Source organism: Rhizobium sp. CIAT894, from assembly GCF_000172795.2.
Classification (GTDB): domain Bacteria; phylum Pseudomonadota; class Alphaproteobacteria; order Rhizobiales; family Rhizobiaceae; genus Rhizobium.
On record NZ_CP020947.1, the window covers coordinates 1,518,991 to 1,538,029 of the forward strand.

General features: G+C 62.4%; 18 protein-coding genes and 1 tRNA gene. 13 read left to right on the forward strand and 6 right to left on the reverse strand.

Annotated features, from left to right (window positions below; genetic code table 11):
• Window positions 1-17: 17 nt before the first annotated feature.
• From RHEC894_RS07580 to RHEC894_RS07590, 3 genes are all read left to right on the forward strand, one after another.
• A complete protein-coding gene (locus tag RHEC894_RS07580; RefSeq protein ID WP_085738896.1) occupies window positions 18-989 on the forward strand; it encodes a beta-ketoacyl-ACP synthase III in 972 nt (323 codons plus the stop codon).
• Window positions 990-1,095: 106 nt separating this feature from the next.
• The gene (locus RHEC894_RS07585; RefSeq protein ID WP_003574027.1) at window positions 1,096-1,434 is read left to right on the forward strand and encodes an integration host factor subunit alpha; all 339 of its coding nucleotides are present in this window, start codon (window positions 1,096-1,098) and stop codon (window positions 1,432-1,434) included.
• Between the two features lie 150 nt (window positions 1,435-1,584).
• A complete protein-coding gene (locus tag RHEC894_RS07590) occupies window positions 1,585-2,124 on the forward strand; it encodes a MerR family transcriptional regulator (protein WP_010068984.1) in 540 nt (179 codons plus the stop codon).
• A 114-nt stretch (window positions 2,125-2,238) separates the two neighbouring features.
• Here RHEC894_RS07590 and RHEC894_RS07595 read toward each other — a convergent pair whose 3' ends face one another.
• Entirely contained in the window at window positions 2,239-2,586 is a 348-nt protein-coding gene (locus RHEC894_RS07595) for a response regulator (RefSeq protein WP_085736827.1), read from the reverse strand.
• Window positions 2,587-2,861: 275 nt separating this feature from the next.
• Between RHEC894_RS07595 and RHEC894_RS07600 the strand changes: the two genes are divergently transcribed.
• A complete protein-coding gene (locus RHEC894_RS07600) occupies window positions 2,862-4,508 on the forward strand; it encodes an ATP-binding protein (protein WP_085736828.1) in 1,647 nt (548 codons plus the stop codon).
• Between the two features lie 36 nt (window positions 4,509-4,544).
• Here the strand turns inward: RHEC894_RS07600 and RHEC894_RS07605 are convergent, their stop codons facing one another.
• Window positions 4,545-4,859: a DUF1236 domain-containing protein gene (locus RHEC894_RS07605; protein WP_085736829.1), complete on the reverse strand. Its 315-nt coding sequence runs from the start codon at window positions 4,857-4,859 to the stop codon at window positions 4,545-4,547.
• 326 nt (window positions 4,860-5,185) lie between these two features.
• On the opposite strand from RHEC894_RS07605, the gene bcsN reads away from it, so the two are divergent.
• The 7 genes from bcsN (at window position 5,186) to RHEC894_RS07640 (ending at window position 15,288) form a co-directional block, all read left to right on the forward strand.
• On the forward strand, window positions 5,186-6,166 hold the full coding sequence (gene bcsN, locus RHEC894_RS07610) for a cellulose biosynthesis protein BcsN (RefSeq protein WP_085736830.1): 981 nt from the start codon (window positions 5,186-5,188) through the stop codon (window positions 6,164-6,166).
• 57 nt (window positions 6,167-6,223) lie between these two features.
• Window positions 6,224-8,416: a UDP-forming cellulose synthase catalytic subunit gene (gene bcsA, locus RHEC894_RS07615; RefSeq protein ID WP_085738897.1), complete on the forward strand. Its 2,193-nt coding sequence runs from the start codon at window positions 6,224-6,226 to the stop codon at window positions 8,414-8,416.
• Window positions 8,413-10,884 carry a cellulose biosynthesis cyclic di-GMP-binding regulatory protein BcsB gene (locus RHEC894_RS07620; RefSeq protein ID WP_085736831.1) on the forward strand — a complete coding sequence of 824 codons (2,472 nt, stop codon included), beginning with the start codon at window positions 8,413-8,415 and terminating at the stop codon, window positions 10,882-10,884. The genes bcsA and RHEC894_RS07620 overlap by 4 nt, the downstream gene beginning before the upstream one ends.
• Entirely contained in the window at window positions 10,881-11,927 is a 1,047-nt protein-coding gene (locus tag RHEC894_RS07625; protein ID WP_085736832.1) for a glycosyl hydrolase family 8, read from the forward strand. Before RHEC894_RS07620 ends, RHEC894_RS07625 begins: the two co-directional genes overlap by 4 nt.
• Window positions 11,924-14,308 carry a cellulose synthase gene (locus RHEC894_RS07630; RefSeq protein ID WP_085736833.1) on the forward strand — a complete coding sequence of 795 codons (2,385 nt, stop codon included), beginning with the start codon at window positions 11,924-11,926 and terminating at the stop codon, window positions 14,306-14,308. Before RHEC894_RS07625 ends, RHEC894_RS07630 begins: the two co-directional genes overlap by 4 nt.
• 137 nt (window positions 14,309-14,445) lie before the next feature.
• A complete protein-coding gene (locus RHEC894_RS07635; protein WP_085736834.1) occupies window positions 14,446-15,114 on the forward strand; it encodes an HAD family hydrolase in 669 nt (222 codons plus the stop codon).
• Window positions 15,115-15,211: 97 nt separating this feature from the next.
• Window positions 15,212-15,288 (forward strand) — tRNA-Pro (locus tag RHEC894_RS07640).
• 81 nt (window positions 15,289-15,369) lie between these two features.
• Here RHEC894_RS07640 and RHEC894_RS07645 read toward each other — a convergent pair.
• A complete protein-coding gene (locus RHEC894_RS07645) occupies window positions 15,370-16,002 on the reverse strand; it encodes a class I SAM-dependent methyltransferase (RefSeq protein WP_010069103.1) in 633 nt (210 codons plus the stop codon).
• Between the two features lie 562 nt (window positions 16,003-16,564).
• On the opposite strand from RHEC894_RS07645, the gene RHEC894_RS07650 reads away from it, so the two are divergent.
• Window positions 16,565-16,780, forward strand: a complete 216-nt coding sequence (locus RHEC894_RS07650; RefSeq protein WP_010069104.1) for a hypothetical protein — start codon at window positions 16,565-16,567, stop codon at window positions 16,778-16,780.
• Here the strand turns inward: RHEC894_RS07650 and RHEC894_RS32325 are convergent.
• Window positions 16,777-16,950: a DUF982 domain-containing protein gene (locus RHEC894_RS32325; protein WP_010069105.1), complete on the reverse strand. Its 174-nt coding sequence runs from the start codon at window positions 16,948-16,950 to the stop codon at window positions 16,777-16,779. The two genes, RHEC894_RS07650 and RHEC894_RS32325, sit on opposite strands and share 4 nt — an antisense overlap.
• Before the next feature lie 250 nt (window positions 16,951-17,200).
• Between RHEC894_RS32325 and RHEC894_RS07655 the strand changes: the two genes are divergently transcribed.
• A complete protein-coding gene (locus tag RHEC894_RS07655) occupies window positions 17,201-17,413 on the forward strand; it encodes a hypothetical protein (RefSeq protein WP_085736835.1) in 213 nt (70 codons plus the stop codon).
• A gap of 37 nt (window positions 17,414-17,450) precedes the next feature.
• Here RHEC894_RS07655 and RHEC894_RS07660 read toward each other — a convergent pair whose 3' ends face one another.
• Entirely contained in the window at window positions 17,451-17,744 is a 294-nt protein-coding gene (locus tag RHEC894_RS07660) for a helix-turn-helix domain-containing protein (protein WP_085736836.1), read from the reverse strand.
• Between the two features lie 49 nt (window positions 17,745-17,793).
• Window positions 17,794-18,975, reverse strand: coding sequence for an ROK family transcriptional regulator (locus RHEC894_RS07665; protein WP_085736837.1), 1,182 nt, complete (start codon window positions 18,973-18,975; stop codon window positions 17,794-17,796).
• Between the last annotated feature and the right edge of the window lie 64 nt (window positions 18,976-19,039).

The following is a 19,039-nucleotide window of genomic DNA, read 5'->3' on the forward strand; positions in this document are numbered from 1 at the left end:
ATGGGGTTCAATCGAAGATGATCCGTTCAGTGGTTCGCGGGTTCGGAGCCGCACTTCCGAAGCGCGTGATGACCAATGGTGACATGGAGGCGATCGTCGACACATCCGACGAATGGATCGTCCAGCGCACCGGCATCCGCCAGCGTTATCTCGCCGGCGATGACGAGACGACGGCGTCGCTCGGCGAGGCCGCCGCGCGCGCGGCCCTTGCCAATGGCGGCCTGACGCCGGCCGATATCGATCTCATCATCTGTGCCACCTCGACGCCGGATAACACCTTTCCGGCAACCTCGGTCAACATCCAGAACCGTCTCGGCATGAGCCACGGCTTCGCCTTCGACGTCCAGGCCGTCTGCACCGGTTTCGTCTATGCGGTCACGACGGCGGATGCCTATATCCGCGGCGGGCTTGCAAAGCGCGTACTCGTCATCGGCGCCGAAACCTTTTCGCGCATTCTCGACTGGAACGACCGCACCACCTGCGTGCTTTTCGGCGACGGCGCCGGTGCGATCGTGCTCGAAGCGAGCGAAGGCGAGGGCACCGTTGCCGACCGCGGCGTGCTGACGGCGCACCTGCGTTCCGACGGCTCGCACAAGGAAAAGCTCTATGTCGATGGCGGCCCGTCGACGACGGGCACCGTCGGCAAGCTGCGCATGGAAGGCCGCGAGGTCTTCAAATATGCCGTGGGCATGATCACCGATGTCATTCAGGCGGCCTTCGATTCCACCGGCACCACCGCCGAGGACCTCGATTGGCTGGTGCCGCACCAGGCCAATCGACGCATCATCGACGGCTCGGCGAAGAAGCTGAACATCGATGCGGCGAAGGTCGTCGTAACGGTCGATCTGCACGGCAATACCTCGGCGGCCTCGATCCCGCTCGCGCTTGCGACCGCTGCCGGCGACGGCCGCATCAAGAAGGGCGACCTGGTGATGCTCGAAGCGATGGGCGGCGGCTTTACCTGGGGCGCCGTTCTGCTGCGCTGGTAGTGCGTAAATCCTGAAAAACTGGCGGCGAACAAGAGCTTGACCGTGACGCGCAAGACAAATATTCTTTGCGCGATTTCACAAAATATTTGAAATGGGCGGGGAAACCATGACCGGAAAAACAGTGACGCGCGCAGACTTGGCGGAATCCGTTTTCCGAAAGGTCGGGCTTTCCCGGACCGAATCCGCGGAACTGGTGGAAACGGTCATCGACGAAGTTTGCAACGCCATCGTGCGTGGCGAAACCGTCAAGCTTTCCTCCTTCGCCACCTTCCAGGTGCGCGACAAGAACGAGCGGATCGGCCGCAACCCCAAGACTGGCGAGGAGGTTCCGATTTCCCCTCGCCGGGTCATGACCTTCAAGGCGTCGAACGTGCTGAAAACGCGCATCCTCAAGGCGCATGTCTCTCGCAAGGTCAAGCTGAAGCCGCAGAATCCGGCCTCCTGAGCATCGGCCTTCCGTTTCTGAAATGGCGTTTTTTGCTTTTGCACTGTCCATCGTTGTGCGCAACGTCGAGACATGACTTGAATTGTCGACGCCAAACCGTTGAAATATGATGAGTCGCCGTTGGATCGAGCCGCGAGGTCGCGTAGCAGTATGACGTTGGACAAGAGCCCCGATGCCTTTCGCACCATCAGCGAAGTCGCAGACGATCTTGATCTGCCGCAGCATGTGCTGCGCTTCTGGGAGACGCGGTTTCCCCAGATAAAGCCGATGAAGCGCGGCGGCGGCCGCCGTTACTACCGGCCCGAAGATGTGGATCTTCTCAAGGGCATCCGGCATTTGCTCTATGATCACGGCTATACGATCAAGGGCGTGCAGAAACTTCTGAAAACCAACGGCAACAAGTTCGTCATATCGGTCGGCCATGGCGATCTCGCCAGCGTCGAGGCGCTTGCGTCGGGCGTGCAGGAGGCGAGCGCCGGTGAACCGCGTGTCGGCATGTCCGACGAAGACCAGATTGTCGGCCGCGCAAAGCCGCCGATTACCCGCCGCTTCTTCAATTTTGTGGCTGGTGACGACGAGCAGGAAGTCTCGATCGGCAAGTCGAGCGTCGGCAAGGAAGACAGGGCATTGCTGCAGGAAGCGCTCTATGACCTGCTGGAATGCAAGCGTCTGCTCGATCAGGTGCGCTGACCGGGAAGGGCTCCAAGGCCCATCGCGTCAAACGTGATTGAAGCGAGGCGCTTCGCTCCTTGTTTTTAGGCATGTCGTTATCCCGGAACCGCTGCACCTTTCGGGCGGCATCCATCAGGCTTCGGTAAGCCGCTTCATCGCCTGTTCGAGTTCACTGAGCTGGAAGGGTTTTTGCAGCACCGGCAATGTGCTCGGGCTGCTGCCGGCAGGGGCCGCACCGTATCCCGTCGCGTAGATATAGGGTTTTCCGCGTTCGTCGAGCAGTTTTGCGACCGGCAGCGAACTCTGCCCCGCAAGCGACACGTCGAGAATGGCAGCGTCGAAATCCGCGTCCCTGGCGGCGACAAGCGCCCGTTCCAGATCGGGTGCGCTGGCGCAGACGCGGTAGCCGAGATCGGCGAGCATGTCCTCGAGCAGCATGGCAATCAGCGCGTCGTCTTCGACGACGAATATGTCTTTCATGTTCCCGTCCACCCACTTCCCCTTGCCGGGCATGGAGATTTATGTGGAACTGCTTGCGCGGCTCGTCAAGACGTCACGTCCGGCAGTGCGAGAAACAGCATATTGCCGGGTGAAATTCGATGTGTAAAAGCTCTGATGCCGTCTTCGCGGCGGCTCTTGCATAATTCCTTAAATCGGAATCGACTCGGGAATAAAATTATGCAGAACTTCAAAGTGTTACAGTGCCTCTTGCGCGTCCGAAAAGCCCGCTTGGCGCTGTAAGCGAGGGATCTTGAATGGATTTGCTGAGCGCCACGGATTGGCTGCGTCATAGGCCGGGTTATACATATCCGCTGGCCGTTGCCTTCGTTGGCCTGACGTTTCTTCTCAGGCTTGCCGCCAGCGACTATCTCTCGGGCTTTCCTTTCCTGAGCTTTCTTCCGGCGATATTGCTGGCGAGTTTCATCGGCGGCGCCGGGCCGGGCTTTGTCGCGGCGATACTCGCCGCCTTCATTGTCCAGCAGTTTTTCGTCGAGCCGCACGATATCTTCTGGCCGATCAGCGCCGGCCAGTGGGTCGGCCTTTCGACTTACCTCGTCAATGCGGTGATCATCATCGGCCTGATGGAGATGATCATCATCGCGCACGGCCGGCAGAGCCGCCTGCGCGATGAACTCAACAGCTTCAACACGCGCCTCGAACAGACGGTGGTCCAGCGCACCGCCGAGCTCCGGCACGAAATGGAGGAGAATGCCGCCGCTCAGGCGCAGGTGCGCCAGCTGCAGAAGATGGAGACCATCGGTCAGCTCACCGGCGGCGTTGCGCATGACTTCAACAATATGCTGGCGATCATCATCGGCAACCTCGATCTCGCCCAGCGGCGTATGAGCGGAAACGAGGATCCCCGCCTGCCGCACTCGATCCAGAACGCCAAAGACGGCGCCCAGAGGGCCGCGGTCCTGACCGCGCGTCTTCTCGCTTTCTCGCGTCAGCAGCCGCTCGCCCCTGAAGTGATCGATCTCAACAAGCTGGTCGGCGGCATGTCGGAGCTGCTGCGGCGTACGCTCGGCGAGCAGATTCGGATCGAGACCGTGCTGGCCGGCGGCCTTTGGCCAAGCTTTGCCGATCTGAGCCAGCTTGAGAACGCCATCCTCAACCTTGCCGTCAACGCCCGCGACGCCATGCCGGGCGGCGGGCATCTGACGATCGAGACGGCCAATACCGAACTCGACGAGCGGTATTCACGCATGCATTCGGAGGTCGCGGCCGGCCAATATGTGATGATCAGCATGACCGACACCGGCACCGGCATGTCGCCTGAGGTGATCGAGCGCGCCTTCGACCCGTTCTACACCACCAAGGGACCCGGCAAGGGCACCGGTCTCGGTCTCAGCCAAGTCTACGGCTACATCAAGCAGAGCGGCGGCCACATCAAGATCTATTCGGAGATCGACAGGGGCACGACGGTGAAGATCTATCTCCCCCGTCGTGTCGGCGTGACGGATGCCCGGTTGAATGCGGCCGGCGCCCAGCCGATCCCGCAGGGCAGCGTCAACGATACGATCCTGGTGGTGGAGGATGATGAGAACGTCCGCATCATGACCGCCGAAAGCCTGCATGAACTCGGTTACACCGTATTGCAGGCGGCAAGCGGCATGGAAGCGCTTCTCGTTCTCGAGGAAAATCGGGACGTCGACCTGATCTTCACTGATATCGTCATGCCGCAGATGAGCGGACGCCAGCTTGCCGATATCGTCCAGGAAAAATGGCCGTCGATCCGGATACTCTACACGACGGGCTATACCCGCAATGCCATCGTCCACAACGGGGTGCTCGATCATGGCGTCTCTCTGCTCGCCAAGCCCTTCAGCCTGGAGCAACTCGCCCACAAGATCCGCGAACTTCTGAACGTATCGGCGAGAGTGGAAGACGAGAGGACGTGAAGCATCACGACTCCACGCCCACGGCTGGGGATCGCGTTATTCCAGGACCTGGATTACACGGTGCGTCTTCGGCTCGACGATGACACGCCGCTCATTGATGACGGTATAGCCATAGCCGTCAATATTCGGCACGGTATGCACTTCCACGGTATCGGGCAGCGTCGCGCCCACCGTGATATCGCCGTCATAGACGACGGACGGCGTCTGTTGCTCCATCACATAGGTCCGCACCTCGCCAGGAAGCACGACAGAGGCGGTCGGTGCGGGATCGGTGACGATGACGGTGCTCTGCGCGAAGGCGGCGGAACTGATGGTCAGCATGGCGGCCGCAGCCAGCATGATCTTGCGCATGGGATGTTCTCCTTCTTAAACCTGAGACATCAAGGCAACGCCAGCCGTGCGGCATAGTTCCCGCGCAACCTTTCGGCCAATGCAGACGGCAGACGCCATGAGCAACAACGAAGTTGTTGATAAATCAGTTTGTGCACCATACGGTTGAGCTGTTCGAATCACGTTCAGTGCGCGTTCGTTCAATGACGGCAGGGGTGTGTTTTACGCTTCGTTAACCATGTTGGCGATTTATACCCTGTGAACGGCCAGTCGGTCGTTGATTCGAAGGTCCGTCGCGTTTCGGTTTGCGAATGGATATCTGAAAGACGAATGCGGCGGCTCGAGACATGCGTTTGCGGAAGACGATATCGCTGATGGCCGTATTGAGCACGATGGCCGGCTGCACCTCGACAGGCGGTGTGCGCCAGCCTTCCGGGCCCGAAACCGTGGCGCCTGAAAAGGCGCTGGTGCTGCCGCCGCCGGGCGGCCCGTCGATCGTCAGCGTCGTCGAGCGCAAGCGTGGCAACGGCGTCGAGCAGACCGTATCGCTCTTTACCTCATCCTCCGTGCCCGGCCAGAATTTTCTGAAGGTGCAGTTCCTCGGCGCTTCCGGGGCCAATCCCGGGGCGGGCGATGCGGGCTTCAGCATGATCAATGAGAGCGGCATCCGTCGCGAAGTGGCCCGCGCGGCTCCCGGCGTGCCGATGGCGACGTCGGCGACCTTCCTGCAGAACGCTTATGGCCCCTTCGGTTACGCCTCCGGCCGCAGCCCTGCCGGCGACAGCTGCATCTATGCCTGGCAGCAGATCCGCTCGAGCGTCAACGCCATGAGCCAAGCGCGCAATTTCGGCATGATCCAGCTGCGCCTGCGTCTCTGTGATGCTAGGGCGAGCGAGCGCCAGCTGCTGGGCATCGTCTACGGTTATACCGTCACCGGCACCTTCGACGGTGCGACCTGGAACCCCTACGGCAATCCGCCGCCGGCCGATGTCGCGCTCGGACGCACCGGCGCGCCTGTCTATCCCGACGAGGGCGGTTATCGCCCCAGCCCGATGCCGATCGGTTATGAGCCGGCGCCTGCCATCGGCAGCCGGCCGCGGGTCGTTCCCGTGCGCAGCGCTCCGGCGTCGCAGCCGGCGGGGGGCGCGACATCCTTGCCGGCTCCTATCGGTCCGCGCGTGCCGCTGCCGGGCGATGCGCCGCAGGCGAGCGCCAGACCGGCTGTGGTAACCGAGCCGGTCGAACAATCCGCAAGGGCGATCGGCGTCACCGTGCCGTCGCCGGACTGCATAGGCGACGTGGCCATGACGGCCGCCTGCCTGAAATAATGAGCATGCCCGGAACGCCGGATGGTGTCCCGGTTGAGCAATTTCGAAGGAACGTCGATGCGCAAAGCCCGCAGTGTCATCATATGGGCCGTGGTTTCGCTCTGCATGATCGTGCTGATCACGCTGCCGGTTAATTTGCAGACCCAGCTGATCACCAGCATCACTGTCGTGACCGTGATGGCGCTGATCAAGATTTTGAAAGGCGAGGGGACCTGGCGCCTGGTGGCGCTCGCCTTCGGCACGTCGATCGTTCTGCGCTACGTCTACTGGCGCACCACCAATACGCTGCCGCCTTTGAATCAGCCGGGGAATTTCATTCCCGGCCTGCTGCTTTACCTTGCCGAAATGTACAGCGTCGCGATGCTGGCGCTCAGCCTCTTCATCGTCGCCACACCACTGCCGCCGCGCCCTTCCCGTGCCGCCAATCCCGGGCGTCTGCCGCATGTCGATGTCTTCGTGCCGTCCTACAATGAGGACGCCGGGCTTCTCGGCAATACGCTGGCCGCCGCCAAGGCCATGGACTATCCGGCCGACAAGCTGCATGTCTGGCTGCTCGATGACGGCGGCACCCTGCAGAAGCGCAATTCCGGCAAGCTGCTCGAAGCCCAGGCGGCAGCCGCTCGCCATATCGAACTGAAGCAGCTCTGCGAGGATCTCGACGTCAGCTACCTCACGCGTGACCGCAACGAGCATGCCAAGGCCGGCAATCTCAACAACGGCATGAAACACTCGAGCGGTGAACTGATCGCCGTCTTCGATGCCGACCACGCACCGGCCCGCGATTTCCTGCTCGAGACCGTCGGTTATTTCGAAGACGATCCGAAGCTCTTCCTCGTCCAGACGCCGCACTTCTTCATCAATCCCGACCCGCTGGAGCGCAACCTGCGCACCTTCGACAAGATGCCGAGCGAGAACGAGATGTTCTACGGCATCATCCAGCGCGGCCTCGATAAATGGAATGCCGCGTTCTTCTGCGGTTCGGCGGCGGTTTTGAGCCGCAGGGCGCTCGAATCCCAGAATGGTTTTTCCGGCATCAGCATCACCGAGGATTGCGAGACGGCCCTGGCGCTGCACGGCAGCGGCTGGAACAGCATCTATGTCGACAAGCCGTTGATCGCCGGTCTGCAGCCGGCCACCTTCGCCAGCTTCATCGGCCAGCGCAGCCGCTGGGCGCAGGGCATGATGCAGATCCTGCGCTTCCGCTTCCCGCTGCTGAAGCGCGGCCTGTCGATCCCGCAGCGCCTCTGCTACATGTCTTCGACGCTTTTCTGGCTCTTCCCGTTCCCGCGCACCATCTTCCTGTTTGCGCCGCTCTTCTATCTGTTCTTCGACCTGGAAATCTTCACCGCCTCCGGCGGCGAATTCCTGGCCTATACGCTGGCCTATATGCTGGTGAACCTGATGATGCAGAACTACCTCTACGGGTCGTTCCGCTGGCCATGGATTTCCGAGCTTTATGAATATGTCCAGACGGTGCATCTGCTGCCGGCCGTCGTCTCCGTCATGCTCAATCCGCGCAAGCCGACCTTCAAGGTCACCGCCAAGGACGAATCGATCGCCGTCAGCCGCCTGTCGGAGATCAGCCGTCCGTTCTTCGTCATCTTCGCGGTGCAGATCATCGCGCTCGTCATCACTATCTACAGGATCTATGCCGAGCCCTATAAGGCCGACGTCACGCTCGTGGTCGGTGGATGGAACCTCATCAACCTGATCATGGCCGGCTGCGCGCTTGGTGTCGTCTCGGAGCGCGGCGAGCGCGCTTTGTCCCGCCGCGTCCGCGTCAACCGGCGCTGTGAATTCGGTGCCAACGGCAAGTGGTACGCGGCCTCGATCGAGGACGTCTCCGTCCATGGCGCAAGGCTTCACATCTTCAACAAACAGCTCGACGAGATGCTGGTCGGCGCCCTCGGCGAAATCCGCTTCCGGCCCTATAGCGGCGCGGATCTGGAAACCCTGCCGCTGATCGTCCGCAATATCGAGCCATCGGGCGACATCAGCAATGTCGGCTGCCAGTACGTTCCGAAAAGCGCGCTCGATCATCGCCTGATCGCCGACCTGATGTTTGCCAACTCAGGCCAGTGGACGGAGTTCCAGGCCTCGCGCCGCCGCAATCCGGGACTGATCCGCGGCACCATCTGGTTCCTCGGCCTGTCGTTCTACCAGACCAGCCGCGGCCTCGTTTACTTCTTCCGCAGCATGCGGCCGGAGCGGGAAGCCCAGCAGCAGGCGGCAAAGGTCAATGCCGGATGAGAAGGATCGTCGCTGCCTCGCTTCTGCTCCTGAATGCCTCCGCCTTCGCCCAGGCGCAGACGGCACCCTTCGACATGTCCGGCGAGCGGCCGCCCGGTGCCTCCGTGGCCCCGAGATTGACGCCGCCGCCTGCGCCGGCAGCGACGCCGCCGGCAGCAGCTGCGCCGGTTCCCGTCACCCCGCCGGTTTCCGTACTGCCGGCGCCGGCACCCCAGTCGGCTCCTGCTCAGGCACCTGCGCCAGTTCCTCCGCCGATCGTCGTTCAGTCGCCGGCGCTGCAGCCGGCCGCGGCGGCCGATACGGCTCCGGGTCAGCGCCCCGGCAGCGTCCGCCGTTATGTCGTGCCCTTTTCGAAGCTCGGTCTCACCGGTGAATACGACCGGCGGTCATGGTCCGTCTATCTGACGCCGGAACAGGCGGCCGCCAGGGCGAGCTTCACCTTCGCCTACCAGAATTCGATCGTTGTCGCGCCCGAGGCCTCGGCGCTGACCGTCTATCTCAACAACCGCCCGATCGGCCAGCAGCGCGTCGGCTCGCCGGACGGCCCGTCGGCCGTTACCTTCGCGGTTCCGCCAGGTCTGCTGCAGCCGGGCGCCAATGTCGTCAGCTTCGAAGCCGCTCAGCGCCACCGCACCGATTGCAGCATCCAGTCCACCTATGAATTGTGGTCGAATATCGATCCGGCAGGAACCTATCTGAGCTTTGCCGGCAGCGATGCCGCAGAGCCGGCGAGCGCCGATGCGATCCGCGCCATCGGCGTCGACGGCGCCGGCAAGACCGAGTTCGACATCGTCGTCCCGGCGCTGGAGCAGCCGGGAACCACCAAGCCGCTGCTGCGGCTGGCGCAGGGTCTGTCGGTGTTGAGCAGCATGCCGAACCAGATCTTTGCCTTCAGCACCGCTTCCCTTCCGGCCGGCGGTGCCGGCAAGCTCAGCGTGCTCGTCGGCACCGCGGCCGAACTGCGGCCGCTCTTTCCCGGCCTGCCGGCCGGCGCCGAGAGCGCGGCGCTCGCCGCTTTCGTCACCGATCCGCGCAGCGGCTCACCGGTGCTTCTGATCAGCGGCCCCTCGTGGCAGGCGGTCTCCTCGGCGATCGATACCATCGTCTCGCCGACGGACAGGCCCTCGGATGTCCGCCGCGACGTGCTGACCACCGAGCGCTGGAGCGCGCCGAACGCGCCGCTGGTCTTTTCCGATACGAACATCGCTTTGTCGCAGCTCGGTGTGAAGACCACCGAATTTTCCGGCCGGCGGTTGCGGACCAGCTTCAATATCGCCGTGCCGGCTGACTTCTATGCCAATGCCTATGGCGAGGCGAAGGTGCTGCTCGACGCCGCCTATACCGATAACGTGCTGCCCGGCAGCCACATCGATATCTACGTCAACGACAATATCGCCTCTACCGTGCCGATCACCACGACATCGGGCGGCATTCTCCGTCATCTGCCGATCCGCGTGACGATGCGCCACTTCAAGCCCGGTCTGAACACGGTGGCGATCGAGGCGATCCTGATGACCAAGGACGATGCCGTCTGCGCGCCGGGCGCAACCGCCGGCGCAACGCCGCGCTTTGCCCTGTTCGATACCTCCGAACTGCACATTCCGGATTTTGCCCGCGTCGGTCAGCGTCCGAATCTGGCTGCCATGGCCGGCACTGCCTATCCCTATGGCCGGGCCACGGAGCCGACGCCGCTCTTTATCGACCGCATCGACGCCGACACGCTGTCGGCCGCCGCCACCCTGCTTGGCCAGATGGCGATTACCGCCGGCCATCCGATCGCCGTCGAAACCGTCGCCTCGCCGAATACGATCGGCGATCGCGACGCGATCTTCATCGGCTCCATCTCGCAGATGCCGGCAACCGCGCTGTCGCAGGCCAATATCTCCACGGCGAGCCAGGCCTCGTGGCGTCCCGTGACGGATGCGCAGCCGGGCGTCGTCGACACCGGCACGGCCTTCGAGGAGTGGAATTCCAAAGTCAGCGGCGGTGTCTTGCGCAGCCGCGTCACGGCCTTTCGCGAGTGGGTGTCGCGCAATTTCGACATCTCCCGCAGTTCGCTGCAATTCGTGCCCGGCGCCGAGGAGATTTTTACGCCGCCCAACGCCGCCTCGCTGCTGGTTGCCCAGGGCTCCAGCCCCACTGGAGCGGGTTCATGGACGGTGGTAACGGCGCCCTCGGCGAAGGATTTGCGTGAAGGGCTCGAGGTTCTCACGTCGCAGCTGAACTGGCCGCAGATATCAGGCCACATCACCACCTATTCGAGCAGGACGGGCAAGATCGAGGCGCTGCCCGTGACCCGTTTCGATTTCGTGCCGTCCATGCCCTGGTCGATCGCCAACTACCGCCTGATCGCCGCCAACTGGCTATCGACGAACATCCTCTCCTATGCCTCCCTGCTGGTTGTCTTCGTGCTTTTGATCGGGGTCACCACATCGACGATGCTCAAACGGCTGGGACGGTCGAAATGAGGCGGCTGCGCGCGCTCCTGCTGGCGGCCACGGTCGCGCTTGCCTCGCCGGGCGAGCCCGCCGTCGCGCAGCAGGCGATGATCAATGCCGGCGCGTGGTCGGCCTACAAGGCGAAGTTTCTGGATGCGACCGGCCGCATCGTCGATAACGGCAACGGCAATATCAGCCACAGCGAAGGGCAGGGCTATGGCCTGCTGCTTGCCTATCTCGCAGCCAACCCAGCCGATTTCGAGCAGATCTGGTATTTTACCCGCACCGAGCTGCTGCTGCGCGACGATGGCCTGGCCGTTTGGAAATGGGATCCGAACGTCAGGCCGCATGTGGCCGATACCAACAATGCCACCGATGGCGACATGCTGATCGCCTATGCGCTGGCGCTTGCCGGCACGGCGTGGAAGCGCGACGACTATATCCTCGCCGCCTCCCGTATGGCGCAGGCTCTGCTTGCCGAAACCGTCGCTAGGTCTGAGGGCCGCACCTTGCTGTTGCCGGGAACCCAGGGTTTTACCGGCGACGACCGGGACGACGGCCCGGTTGTCAACCCGTCCTACTGGATTTACGAGGCGATCCCGGTGATGTCGGCTCTCGCGCCGTCGGATGCCTGGAAAAAACTGTCGGATGACGGCGTGGAACTGTTGAACACGATGCAGTTCGGCCCGCGCAAGCTTCCCGCCGAATGGGTGAGCCTGCGCGATAAGCCGCGGCCGGCGAAGGGGTTCGACGCCGAGTTCTCATATAACGCCATCCGCATCCCGCTCTATCTCGCGCGCGGCGGCATCACCAACAAGGCGCTGCTCGTGCGCCTGCAAAAGGGGATGTCGCAAGACGGCGTTCCCGCAACCATCGATCTGACCACCGGCCGGCCGAAGACCCTGCTGCCGGACCCCGGTTATCGAATTGTTAACGATGTTGTGGCCTGTGTTGTCGATGGGACCAAGCTGCCGAGCTCGGCCCTGCAATTTGCGCCCGCGCTCTATTATCCATCCACCCTTCAACTGCTGGGGCTGGCTTATATCGGGGAGAAGCATCCGGAGTGTCTGTGAAGTCCTCTCTCGTGGCAGTTTCAGCGGCAGTGGTGGTGGCGACCCTCGTCACCGGGCTGAAGGACCGTGCCGCTCTGCAGGAAAGGTTAGGGCTTGGCGCTGCCGGCAAGCCGGCGCCGGAACTGATGATGATGGGCCGCATCAAGCCGACCGAGGCTGCCGGCAATTCCGAATTCAATGCGCAACTCGTCGCCGACAAGATCGAGGCGATCACCTCCTCGCCGCCGTCGGCATCGGATACTTCAGATCCGAATGCTGTCGCGCAGCAGCCCGCAGCCCCGCCATCCGCCGCACTGCCGTCTGAGCCTCAAACGGCGACCTCACCGGCGCCGGGCACGCCTTCCACCGTTTCCGAGCCGCCGGCGCCGCAGCAGGCCGCCGCCTCGACGCAGCCGGCCGTCGATGAAAGCGCGCTTCGTTATTTCGCCAGCCGCGGCGACAAGGTGCGGCTGCAGGCCGAAATTTCCCGCCTTCAGGCGCTCTACCCGAACTGGGTTCCGCCGGCCGATCCGCTCGCCGTGCCGCAAAACGGCGACAAGCAGCTCGAGGCCATGTGGCAGCTCTATTCGGATGGCCGTTATGCCGAGTTGCGCAAGGCGATCTCCGATCGTCAGGCAGCCGGCGCCGGATGGCAGCCGCCGGCCGACCTGCTCGACCGGCTCGACGTTGCCGAGGCCCGTGCCCGTCTCGTCAACGCTTCGGACCTCAAGCAATATGCGACGGTGGTCGATATCGCGGCCGCCACGCCGAGCCTGCTCACCTGCAGCGAGGTCGACGTTCTCTGGCGTGTTGCCGAAGCCTTCATTCAGACGGAGAGGGAACAGCGCGGCCAGGATGCCTACACCTATATCCTGAAGAATTGCACCAATCCGGCCGAACGACAGGCAACGATCGAAAAGGCCTCCACGCTGCTTTCCTATCAGCCGATGCAGGGGTTGCTCGCGCTGGAGAAGCCTGCCGCCACTGACGGCAGCAGGGAATTCGATGCGATCCGCGACAACCTCGCCCGACGCTTCATGGCAGAAGGCAACGACGATCCGAAGCTCGCCATCGCGCCCGACTATGTCTCCCGCCTCGAAAAGCTCGCAGAAAGCCAGGGCCTGGCCTCCGACGCGCTGCTGCTCGGCTGGTATCAGCTTCGCCGCAACAACGACGCCGATGCCGAAAAATGGTTCCGCGCCGCCCGCGCCAAGCAGGATTCGGCGACTGCTTCGCAAGGGCTGGCGCTGGCGCTGATCGCCCGCAAGGCGCCTCAGGAAGCCGAGGACGTGATGTTCCGCTGGCGCGCCGAGTCCGATGATGCGAGCGCCACCTATCTCGCTGCCACCGCCAACCTGATGGCGCTGCAGCCGCCGGCCGATCTCGCCGAAGACGTGCTGCATCGCATCGCCGCCGAGGTCATTGCCCGCAAATACGTGCCGACGGCGCAGCAGTTCGGCTGGTATGCCCGTTCCCTCAACCAGTTCCAGACTGCCGCACGCTGGTTCGAGACGGCCCTTGCCTGGAAACCCGATGACGAACCCTCCGCCTATGGGCTTGCCGTCACCCGCGAGCAGTTGAACGACCGCAAGGCCGTGCTCGCCATCCAGCACGCCTGGGCCGGCCGGTCGACGCGCATCACCAATCTTGAAGACACGTCTTCGTTGAGCCCCAACGGCGCTCCGCTGCAGCCGGAAAAGAGCCCGATTGCCCCACAGCAGCCGGTGCAGCCGACCCAGCCGCCGCAGCGCCCCGCGGTAACGGCCGAGCCGCTTCCGGCCGAGCGCCCCACCGCACTGCAGCCGGGGCCTGATGCGGCCGTTCGCACGGCAAGGCCGGGGATGCAGACGGTGACCGTCCAGCGCGGTCCGCGCCAGACACGCGGCTGCTCGACGACTGTCGATGCGGCGCAGCTCGGCCCGTCCGACGCGCTGTCGCGCGGCTGGTGCCTGATGGACATCAACCGGCCGATGGAGGCGATCTCCGCCTTCGAGGCGGCCTTGCAGAGCCCGCTCCGCAAGGATCGCGAAGACGCAGCCTACGGCCAGAGTCTTGCCTATCTGCGCGCCGGCCTTTCCAGCAATGCCGCCGTCGCCGCCACCAAGGCGCCGCAGAGCCGCCAGCGCGCCGCCGAGCTCCAGGTGGCGATCCTCGCCGATCGGGCGCTTTCGGCCTTCGACGCCGGGCGCTACCGCGAAACCCTCGTCTATCTCGATCAGCGTGCCCAGCTGCAGCAGGAACGTATCGATCTGATGGTCCTGCGCGGCTACTGTTACTTCAATCTGAAAATGTACGGTGATGCGACCCGTATCTTTGAAGCCGCAGCCGCGACCGGCAACCGCGATGCCACCCGCGGCCTTGCCGACGTTCGCAAGGTCACCCATCCCGACGTCAACGACTAGCGTTGACGTCGACGTCAACGACTAGCGTTGACGCCGCCGTCGCCCTCCGCTACTCGCCTGTGTAGTTCAAAATGTTCCGGCGTCCTTTGCGTGTCCTAAAAGGCGCGCGGCGCTGCAGCGCCCGCAAGGAAACGCCCGTGCCCGCTCTCCATGACATCCTCGACAAGTCCTACGACGCCTTCCTCTTCGACATGGACGGGACGCTGCTGAATTCCATTGCTGTCGTCGAGCGGGTGTGGAGCGGGTGGGCAAGACGCCACGGCTTCGAGCCGGAGGTCTTCCTGAAGACGATCCACGGCATCCGCGCTTCCGACGTGATCCGCGGGCTCGGCCTGCCGGGCGTCGATCCGGCCCATGAGGCGGACCTGCTGCTCGCCGAGGAGATGGAGGATGTCTCCGGCATCGTCGAAATACCCGGCGCCATCCGCTTCCTCTCCGCCATTTCAGACGGCAAATGGGCAATCGTCACCTCGGCGCCGATCGAGCTTGCCGAGCGCCGCATGGCTGCGGCCGGCATCCCGATGCCGAAGGTCATCGTCAGCGGCGGAGAGGTCAAATCGGGCAAGCCCAGCCCCGAAGGTTATCTGCTCGGCGCAAGCCGCCTCGGCGTCGATCCCTCGAAATGCCTGGTCTTCGAAGATGCCGTCGCCGGCATTCTCGCCGGCGAGGCCGCCGGCGCCGACGTCACGGTGATTACGGAAACCCACGCGACGCCCTTCGAAACGCCGCATTTTTCCATCGACAACTACCAGGCATGGCAGCCCCGCCAAACCGCCGAAGGCCGGCTGACGATCGCCGCGATCTGAACATTCCGATAAACGGCCTCTTTTTGTCGGAGGCAAGGTTTTTCCGCTTGCATTGCGCGCGCCGAAAAACTAAACGAAGCAAGCCGTTTCGGCAGGTCGGGGCGTAGCGCAGCCCGGTAGCGCACTTGACTGGGGGTCAAGGGGTCGCTGGTTCGAGTCCAGTCGCCCCGACCATTTATCCCCTTGAAATCCAGTCAGAACATCACGCTTCATGTGGCGGCCACTCTCGCAGTCATTGCGAAGAACGGTGGACCTTCAGTGTGGTTTCTGAGCGATCGCGATCATCGATTTTGCCAGCAGCGGAATTCTCCCGACATATTCGAAGTCGACGTCTTCGAAACCTGTGTCCAGCAGCAGCGTGCTCAACGTTCCGGGAGACCAGAATTTGATGTGGCCATGGTCTTTGAGCGGCATGAAATGGTCGTCCATCTTGCCGCTGACGGCCAAGGCCAGATTTTTCCAGTACCCGTGAAACGGCGTCGACATCACCGCGATGCCGCCGGGCTTCACCAGATCGTACATGGTGGCCGAGAAAGCCTTGGGGTCATAAACGTGCTCCACCACTTCGAGGCTGATCACCGCATCGAAGGTCCCATACCGGCTGGAAAGATCTTCGTAGCCGGAGCCGATTTCCAGCGGCAGATCGGGATGGGCCGTTCTTGCTTTCGCAATACCGTCCGCGGACGGATCGACACCGACGACGTCATAACCTTTTCCGGCAAGCACGGCTGCAGCGCCGCCAGTACCGCAGCCGAGGTCGAAGACCGCCGTTTCGTTTGCCTCCTGAAAACTATTCTCGAGAACATCCACAACGGCCGGCAAAATATAGGAATGGGCGGTCGTCTGCTTGGCATGCACATAGGTCGTCGCGTCTAGTTCGATAGACATTTTGCCTCCTGGAGTAGTGGGCTCGTCAACCCGATGATACGCAGACACAATGGTACGGCGGACTTTGACGGCAGTGTGGTGCCGCTGTGGTATTAAAGTGATTAGCACCTAAGACGCTCGCAGCGGCTGAGGCGCCAGGCCGTCTGGCTGTACCGTTTGCCCGGCATCCTCCAGCCCGTTCATCGCGGACGACTGGCGCTCGAGGATCGCCTTCATGAAAGATCCGAAGCTGATTGACAGGGTGCCGTGAAGGTGCTGAAAACGGGGTCGCAATGTTGCCGTCGTGGCTCAAATAGTTGCTGGGTCGGCGCACGCGCTTTAACTATTTAAGATAAATAACGTTATAAAACACCCTTTGAAAGTGCAGACTGAATAAATCCAATAGTTCTCTTTTGTGCTGTTTCAATCCAGAAAGACGGTATTTGTTGGAATTTGTTAAGACTACATCAAGTTTAGAGTAGATAACCCGTTTTTGAAGTTAAGAAACGTGAAATCTCTTCGCATTCCTGTGAATATGTGTAGATTAACATTATCCTTGGTCACAACAGCCTAGTGCGAACCCATGGCGGATATGAAGCAGAATCTCACTTGCAGACAGGCCCTCTCCAGTGCGTTCCAGGCCCTGTCCGACGAGGCCGTCAAAGCCGGCTGGTCGGAGGGTGATGTTGCCCTCGCGCTCGCCGAACTCGCCGAGGAACGGGTGATCGAGCTTACCGCCAAGGTGATCACCGAAGGCTTTATCCATCCCCAGTTCGCGGCCGGCGGCCGCCGCAGCTAATCCCACAGCAACAATCCCGCCGTCTTTGCCGCGGTGATGAAGAATCCCGCCGCGCGGGCTGCGCAACCGTCAAGCGCATCCAGGCAGCGCCGGCGCGACGATAGGATGCCTTGGCTGCTTCGCCATGGTTTGAAATATTCGACGGCTTCCCAGACGGTGGAAACGATCAAGCTGCTCTCTGGAGAAAAAGACCCGGACGGAGGAGGGAAGGCGTGTTTTACCCAACGTCCGGACCAACTGGTTCCTGCCTCAAAGGCCGCCGCAACGCGCGAGACGAAATTTTGTTCCCTAATCTTGTTTTGGGGGAATTTGCATAGTTGCTAAAGTTCAAGCCCTCGCGCATAATCGTTTTTGCCGGTTGCGGAGGGCGGCCGGCAATGCAAGCGTGGATGCGTTTGCCCTCGGAGGAAATGCGGCGTGATGTTACGATCATCAATCCATCCGCATGATTTACCGCTGTTTTCGGAAGATCTCGATCTGTTGTCTGGTGTGCTCGACAAGGTATGCGACGAGCGCGGCCTCGTCAGGACGACGCCCGAGGCCGAGCGGATCGGTGCGGTCATCATTCAGCTCTACCGGCAGGGCGTGAAGGACAGCGGCAAACTCGCCGATCTTGCAAAGACCTATCTCTGATATTCAGTTCTGCTCGATCGATGGCGGATTGGTTCCGTCAGTCGTCGTTGGCGGCGTTGAGGTTTTCCGGGCGGATGCCGTCGTCGCTGGAGGTGCGCGCGCGCAACCGAATGCCGGGGCCGCCTTCATCCTGATTGCCGCTCGACAGGAAGATGATGCCGTGCGCCTCGAGCGTGCTGCGCACATCGAACAGCGCATGCGGCTCGCCCGTAAACTCGCCTGTCTCGAGCGCCGCTACGGTCTCGACCGGCAGGCCGCTTGCGGCGGCCAACTCTTCGATGCTCATGCCGATCATGGCGCGTGCGCCGCGTATCTGTGTTGCTGTTATCATGACCGAAAATCTAGCGCATTCACCGTACTTCTCAAGTGGTGCAGGCCGATCAGGCCTCCTTCAATTTCACCCCAAACAGATCGTCATGCATACGCTCGACCGCGATCCCCATGCCTCCCATCAGGGCGGCCCGGTTGCCGAAGCGGCTGATCTCGATGCGCGGCGGGTAGGGCGTGCAACGCGGCAGGAAATTCCGGATGGCGTTTACCAGTTCCGGTCTCGCGCCGATGCTGCCGCCGGTGATCACCAGCTCGGGATCGAGAGTTGCGCCGATGGCCGCAATGGCGACCGCCACCAGTCTTGCCGTCTCTTCGATTGCGGCCGCAGCACTTGCCTCTCCGGCATTGAACGCGGCGAAGAGATCGGCCACGGTGGATGCGTTGCGCCCGCCGAAACCGATATAGCGGCGCAACATCGCGACGCTGCCGACCGCGCTCTCAAAGGTCCCAAGCGTAAACCCGCCGGGATCGAAAACATCTCCGCCGATCGGAAGATAGGCGATCTCGCCGGCCGCGCCACGCGCGCCGCGCAACAGGGCACCGTTGGCGATGATGCCCATGCCGACGCCCGTTCCGAGCGCAATGAATGCAAAATTGCCGGTCTCGACACCGTGTCCCCGCCATCTCTCGCCTTGCGCGGCAAGGTTGACATCATTTTCGACGATCACCGGTATGCCCATCTTTTCGCTGAAGACCTGGCGCAGATTGATGGCGTCGATGCCTGGAATGTTCGGCGCCACATTGATATGGCCGGTGGCCGGATCGAGCACGCCGGGGGTGCCCAGAACGGCGAGACGGAGCTTGTCGGCAGTCGTCCCGGCCGCAGAGGCGAGTTCGATGATAATATCGCTGAACTGATTGACGAGATGCATTCCGCCGCGCGGATCGGTGGCCACTTTGGTTTCGGCAACCACATTTCCCAAGAGATCGCAGATAGCCGCAGCAATCTTGGTGCCCCCGAGATCGATGGAAGCGGCCAGTCCCGCCCTGGCATTGATTTCGTAGATGATGGCATTGCGGCCGGGGCGACCGTCGGTCTGCCCGATCGCTTTGAGCCATCCGTCACCCTCAAGATCGCGCACGACATCGGAGATCGTCTGTTTCGATAGGCCGGTGAGCTTGGCGATATCGGCGCGAGAGATCGACCCGCTCGCCAACACGGTGCGGATCACGGCATTGGTTGAAATTTTCCGTGCGATCGGAGTCTGTACGACAGAGGCGGTCATTGTCATCCAGCTAGCTCGGTTCAATTAGTTCGGGACACATACTTAATCAGGGCGATATTGGCTGCCCATT